Annotated in this window: 5 protein-coding genes; all 5 read right to left on the minus strand. The window is 66.9% G+C overall.

Going from position 1 to position 6373, the window contains the following annotated elements:
• Entirely contained in the window at positions 1-1344 is a 1344-nt protein-coding gene (locus AC5P68_RS15715; RefSeq protein ID WP_414497913.1) for an LLM class flavin-dependent oxidoreductase, read from the minus strand.
• Between the two features lie 18 nt (positions 1345-1362).
• Positions 1363-2340: an MsnO8 family LLM class oxidoreductase gene (locus tag AC5P68_RS15720; RefSeq protein WP_414497912.1), complete on the minus strand. Its 978-nt coding sequence runs from the start codon at positions 2338-2340 to the stop codon at positions 1363-1365.
• 14 nt (positions 2341-2354) lie between these two features.
• Positions 2355-2717 carry a DUF3088 family protein gene (locus AC5P68_RS15725; RefSeq protein WP_005409341.1) on the minus strand — a complete coding sequence of 121 codons (363 nt, stop codon included), beginning with the start codon at positions 2715-2717 and terminating at the stop codon, positions 2355-2357.
• Between the two features lie 157 nt (positions 2718-2874).
• Complete coding sequence (gene msuE / locus AC5P68_RS15730) at positions 2875-3456, minus strand: FMN reductase (protein ID WP_049403172.1); 582 nt, start codon at positions 3454-3456, stop codon at positions 2875-2877.
• 52 nt (positions 3457-3508) lie between these two features.
• Positions 3509-6085: a TonB-dependent receptor plug domain-containing protein gene (locus AC5P68_RS15735; protein WP_414497911.1), complete on the minus strand. Its 2577-nt coding sequence runs from the start codon at positions 6083-6085 to the stop codon at positions 3509-3511.
• Positions 6086-6373 lie beyond the last annotated feature (288 nt).

Consider the following 6373-nt stretch of genomic DNA (forward strand, 5'->3'; position numbering starts at 1 on the left):
CTACCCCGCCTTCCGCGCAGGTTCGGCATCGGCCGCATACCGGCTGGCCTTGTACGGCAGTCCCAGATGCTCACGCAGGGTCTGCCCCTGCAGCTCACGCTGGTGGTAGCCGCGGGCCTGCAGGATCGGCAGCACCTGGGTCACGAAATCATCCAGGCCTTCACGCTGTGCGGCAAAGCCGAGAATGAAGCCGTCGCTGGCACCGGCGTCGAACCAACGGATCAGCTCATCGGCCACGTGCTCCGGCGTGCCGATGAAGTTTGGTCGCGGGCTCACCGCTTCAAGCGCCACCTGGCGCAGGCTCAGCCCCTTCTCACGCGCATCCTGCTTGATGCGGTCGGTGGTGGAACGGAATGAGTTACTGCCGATGTCACCCAGCTCCGGGAACGGTGCATCCGGGTCGTACTGGCTGAAGTCATGGTGGTCGAAGAAGCGGCCGAGATAGGCCAGCGCGTCCTCCAGCGTGGCCAGCGCGGCAATCGCCTGGTACTTGGCTTCGGCCTCCTCGGCGGTGCGGCCGACGATGGGGCCGATGCCCGGGAAGATCTTCACGTCGTTGCCGCTGCGGCCGTGCGCGATCGCCGAGTTCTTCACCTTCTGGGTGAACGCGCGGGTTTCTTCCAGCGATGGCGAATGGGTGAACACCGCATCGGCGTACTTGCCGGCCAGCGCGATGCCATCATCAGACGAACCGGCCTGGAAGATCACCGGCTGTCCCTGCGGCGAACGCTGGATGTTGAGCGGGCCTTCGACCTGGAAGAAGCGGCCTTTGTGGTCGAGCCGGCGGAACTTCTCCGGCGCAAAGAACGTGCCGCTGTCGCGCTCGCGCACGAAGGCGTCGTCATCCCAGGAATCCCACAGCCCCTGCACCACCTCCAGGTACTCGTCGGCGATCTGGTAGCGCAGCGAATGCTCCGGGTGCGGCCGGCCATAGTTGCGACCCGAACCTTCCAACGGTGAGGTCACCACGTTCCAGCCAGCGCGGCCGCCGCTGAGCAGATCCAGCGAGGCGAACTGGCGGGCCACCGTGAACGGGTCGCTGTAGGAGGTGGACAGCGTACCGGCCAGGCCGATCTTCTTCGTCGCCGTGGCCAGCGCCGACAGCAGCGAGATCGGCTCGAAGCGGTTGAGGAAGTGCGGGATCGACTTTTCGTTGATGTACAGGCCGTCGGCAACGAAGCCGAACGCGATGCCGTTGTCCTCGGCGGTGCGCGCGATGTCGATGTAGAACTGCAGGTTGACGCTGGCGTCGGCCGGATTGGACGGGTGCTTCCAGGCGTGCATGTGGCTGCCGGGGCCCTGCAGCATGATGCCGAACGGAATGTGGCGCGGAGTGGTGCTCATGGGAATCGCTCCTGCAGGTCAGGCCACCGCCGCGCGCGGCGCGGGCGACAGCAGTTCAAGGGATGTCAGGCGCGCGTCGAGGTCGGCCACCGGCGCATCGAGGATGAACTCGCCCACGCCGAAGCGCCGATGCAGCGCGTCCAGTTCGTCACGCACGTGCTGCGCATCGCCTGACAACACGCTCGGGCGTGTTTCCTCGATGCGGTAGTCGGCCACCCCCACCTGGCGCGCATACTCGGCAGCCGCCTCTGGGCTGGGCAGGTTCACCGTCTGCCCGGGACCAAGGCGCAGCTTGTAGACGCGTAGCGCACCGATATGACGCGCTGCGGCTTCGGCAGTCGGCGCGGCGAAGGCCACCGTAGCCAGCAGCGGTGGCTGCGAGGAGACGCTGCGGTAGGCGTCGAACGCGGCCTCGATGTGCTTCGGGTCGCCGTCGAAGTGCGCGGCGTAGACGAAACGCCAGCCCAGCTCGGCCGCCTGCCGTGCACTCTGCGGGCTGGCACCGAGCAGGAAGCGCTCCGGCGCCTGCTGCGGAATCGGCCGCGCCAGCACATCGGCTTCGGCGCCGGACAGATAGCTCTCAAGATCGCGCAGTTGCTGGTCGAAGTCGGCGAACGCCGGCCGCCCCGCTGCCAATGCAGCGGTAGATGCCGGCAGGCCGCCGGGCGCCTTGCCCACGCCCAGATCCACGCGCCCTGGCGCCAACGCCGCCAGCAGGTTGAAGTTCTCCGCCACCTTGTACGGCGCGTAGTGGCGCAGCATGACCCCACCACTACCGATGCGGATGCGCCGGGTCTGCGCCAGCACCCAGGCGGCCAGCACTTCCGGTGCGGGGCTGGCCAACGTCGGCGCGGCGTGGTGCTCGGCAAACCAGTAGCGGTGATAGCCCAGCTGTTCGGCGCGCTGCGCCAGCTGCAGGCTGTTGCGCAGCGCCTGCTCCGGCGAGGCGCCTTCGGCCACCGGGCTCTTGTCCAGTACGCTGATCTGATAGCTCATGGTCGCGTCCTCGCTCAGGGATGGGCCACGGGGATGCCGAGCAACCCGTTCAGCGCGGCCAGGATCGGTTCGGCACCGGAGATGTACTGGCGGTCCTGGTGCACGCCACTCGCGAGGTCACTGCGCACGCCCTGCGGCAGCACCAGCTTCGGCAGCGACTGGTCCTGCTCGCCGATCTCGGCGATCACCTCCCGGCGCGGCCGTGCGAAACCGATGCGGCGCACGTCCAGCTGCGCGTCCAGGCCGTCGATGCTCGACAGCGCACCTTCCAGCAACAGGCTGTGCCGGCAGAAGAAGCGCTGGCCGGGAATCTGTCCGTCCTCGAACTCACGGTCGAGCAGGAACAGGATGGGCTTGTCGGTTGCGTCCAGACTCACGGGGTCGTCCTCATCGGGGTGCGGCAATGCGATGCCACTTCGATATCGATGCTAGAGATGACGGCGGTCGGCACGGCGATGCCAGGCGACAATCGGCGGTCAGATCCGGCCATGCAGATGCGCCTTGGCCATAAGCAAAGCGCCGCCGGTTATGCCGTCAGGCGATCCTTCGCAGCGGCGCCGGTACCGCCAGCGCCTGCGAAGCCAGATGCCCTGCCGCGCGCTCGGCCGCCAGTGCGATGCGCGCCTGCAAGGCTGCACTGTTGATGTGCTCGCCATCGAAGTCGGCAGGCGTGGCATACACCCCGATCGGCAGCGTGTGCGCCTGCAGGAAACTGAACAACGGCCGCAACTGGTGGTCGATCACCAACGCATGGCGCTCGCTGCCACCGGTCGCCGCCAGCAGCACCGGCGTATCCACCAGCGCTTCCAGCCCGATGAAATCGACCAGGTGCTTGAACAGCCCGGGATAGGAACCGCGATACACCGGTGCCGCGACCACCAGCAGACCGGCCGTCTCGATTGCCTGCAGTGCCTGCTCTACGGCTGGCTCCGCTTCATCGCGCGACAGCGACTGCCCCAGCGAACGCGCGATCGGCGCCAGCTCCACCAGCTCCACGCTGGCATGCACCCGCTGCTGCAACGACGCCAACAAGTGCCGCACCAGCAGCAACGTGCGCGACGTCGCCGAGCTGGTCGGTGACCCCACCACTGCCACCACCTTCAATGCAGAAGACATGAAATGCTCCTCGATGATGCCGGACCACGTCCGGCCGCCTTTGGCGTGAACCTCAAAACCGGTAACTGACCCGCCCATACCAGTACGCGCCGACGTTGCCCAACACGTCGCCGTTGTCCCAGGTCGTCTCGATGCTCGCCACATCGGTGGCACTGCGCGCGTACTCCGGCACCTTGCGCGTGCGCTTGTCGAACACGTTGTTGATGCCAAGCGCCGCACTCCAGCCTGCACCCAGTTCCACGGCACCGGAGAGATTGGTCACCAGCACCGGCGGCTGCTTGTACTCCACGCCGTTGTTCAGGCGCTTGATCGGTCCGTAGTAGGTGAAGTCGAGGTTCGAGCGCCAGCGCCCGTTCTGCCAGCCCAACCCCGCCACCTGCGTGTAGCTGGGCGTACGGAAGCGCAGCGCGTACTCGCTGCTCTTGGTCAACAGGTTGATGTTCGGCAGCCCCTGCAGCGCCGCCGGAATGTCGCTGATCTTCTGGATGGTGGTGCGCCCCACGTTGGCCGCGTAGCTCCAGCGCAGCTTGCCCCACGCGGTGTCCTGGTTCGCCTCCAGGGTCAGCTCAACACCGCGCGTGCGGGTATTGCCCACGTTGGTGAAGTAGCTGGCATAGAACGCATCACCCGGCAGGATGCTGATGCCGGCCGAACCCAGCAGCGCATCGATGGTGTTCTTCTGCGCCGCCGTCAGCACCGTGCCGCTGTTGTCGGTGATGCGCGCTGGATCCTGCGCGTTGTAGCCGATCTGGCTGGACTGGCCGAGCTGGCCACGGATGTCGATCTGGTACGCATCCACTGCCAGATGGAACGCCGGGCTCGGGTCCCAGGTCACGCCCAGGCTGTAGTTGGTGGCCTTCTCGGGCTTCAGCGGCGTAGCACCCAGCGCAACCGCCGCCGGCGAAGACACCTGCGCCACCAGCGTGGTGCCGCACGGGCAGCTGCCGGTGGCCTGGTAGTACTGCGCGCCCAGGCTGGGCGCGTGGAAACCGTTGCTGACCGTGGCACGCACGCCCAGCGCATCGGTGACGTCGAAGCGCGTGGTCAGGCGGCCGGTGGACACGCTGCCGAAGTCGGAATGGTCTTCCCAGCGCGCCGCCGCATCCAGATACCAGCGCGAGGTGATGTTGGTGGCCGCACCCCCGTACACCGCCTTGCTGTTGCGGGTCGCCTTCACCGCGTCCGCAGTGGAATAGCCGACGAAGGCCGCAGCACCAAAGCCGGTGTAGGACTCCCACTGCCCTGCCCCACGCTCGTATTGTTCGTGCTGGTACTCGGCGCCCGCGCTCACCTCCAGCGGCGACGCAAACGCCGCCACCTCGAAGCCACGGCGCAGGTCCAGGTTGGCGATGCCCTGCTGGTAGTCCAGCTTGCCATCATAGAAATCAGTGGGCGAACCGGGGTACGGTAGCGAGTAGTTCACCGAGTTGCGCGTATAGGTGCGCACCGTGCTGCGGTTGCCGGTCAGGCTGGCGTCGTAATCCCAGCCCGCGATCTGGCCTTTCACGCCCGCAGTGCCGGTGTACTGCTTCTCCTTGGTTTCCAGCACTGGCAGGAAGCCATCGGGAAACACGTTCAGCACGCCTGGAGCCTTGTAAGTGGTGAAGATGGTCGCCGGCAGGCGGAAGTTCTGGATTGCCTGCGCGGTGCGATCGCTGGCCGTGGCGTTGGCGTAGAACTGCGCGCTCTCGCCCAGGCCATGGCCCACGTTCACCGCGAACGCCTTCAGCGCATACGACGGGGAGCTGAGGATGGTGTTGGCCTCGGCATTGCGGCTGGCTTCGGCCGGGTTCGGCGATGCGCCGGCCGGCAATCGATTATTCGGCCGCAGCGCCACCAGATTGCCGCTACCATCCACCGCCGGGTAGCTCAGATAGCCATCGATGTAGCGGCGGGTGCGGATCGCATGATGCTGGCGGGTGGTCTCGCCGGAGAGGTTGACGAAGCCATCGGCACCCCACGGCAGGCCAACGTTGGCACGCACGCTGGTTCGCGAGCCATCGCCATCAATGCTCTGCCCGCTTTCCACGGCGAGCTCGCCACCGTGCGCCTGCGACTTCAGGATCACGTTGACCACACCGGTAATCGCATCGGAGCCATAGATGGCCGACGCACCATCACGCAGCACTTCCACGTGGTCGATGGCCGACACCGGAATCAACGCCAGGTCCGCCCACGCATGGCCTGGGAAGCCGCCCCCATTGGCACCGCTCACATAGGCACTGGCATTGCGGCGCTTGCCGTTCACCAGCACCAGCGTGTAGCCGGGCGACAGGTTGCGCAGCTGGTAGCCACGGATCAGGCTCTCCTGGTCGCTCTGGTAGCCACCAATCTGGCTGAGCGACGGCAGTGCGCGCTGCAGCGCTTCCAGCAGGTTGGCCTGGCCAGTGGAGGCAAGGTCCTCGGCGGAGATCACGTCGATCGGCGTGGAGCTGTTCTTCACCGTACGCGTGCTGGTGCGCGAGCCGGTCACCACCACCGCATCCAGCGTGGACGCGGCCACGTTGGCCGTCGCAGCGGCGGCAGCAGGATCCGCATCGGCTTCAGCCGCATGGCTGGGCGAGGCGGCGAGGATGGCGGTGATCAGAACAGCGAGAGTACTCAGGACAGGGGCGTGGGCGGCAGGCATGGGGGCTCGTGGGGGTGGGCCGGAAACACGCTTCCATTCAAGGGCCTGTCCGCCCACCGCGACAGGCGCGATCGCGTCACCCAGCCGTAACATCCGGCCACCCACATGACTGCTGGTAATGACGTTAGGCAGCCCTGCACAGCACGCGCGCGGGACGGCGATGGGCAATCGACGCTGGATGATGTGCGGCGGGTGGCAGGTGGTGGGTGGTGGGTGGTGGGCGACCGGCGACCGGCGGCGGGCGGCGGGCGGCGGGCGACAACCTACGGGGGTAGAGTCGACTGTCAG

This window comes from Stenotrophomonas sp. YJH_SMC_58 (assembly GCF_059369635.1).

Excerpts from the sequence above, each read along its gene's own strand:
- AC5P68_RS15715 (WP_414497913.1), bottom strand. The coding sequence starts at position 1,344 with ATGAGCACCACTCCGCGCCACATTCCGTTCGGCATCATGCTGCAGGGC.
- AC5P68_RS15720 (WP_414497912.1), bottom strand. The coding sequence starts at position 2,340 with ATGAGCTATCAGATCAGCGTACTGGACAAGAGCCCGGTGGCCGAAGGC.
- msuE (WP_049403172.1), bottom strand. The coding sequence starts at position 3,456 with ATGTCTTCTGCATTGAAGGTGGTGGCAGTGGTGGGGTCACCGACCAGC.
- AC5P68_RS15735 (WP_414497911.1), bottom strand. The coding sequence starts at position 6,085 with ATGCCTGCCGCCCACGCCCCTGTCCTGAGTACTCTCGCTGTTCTGATC.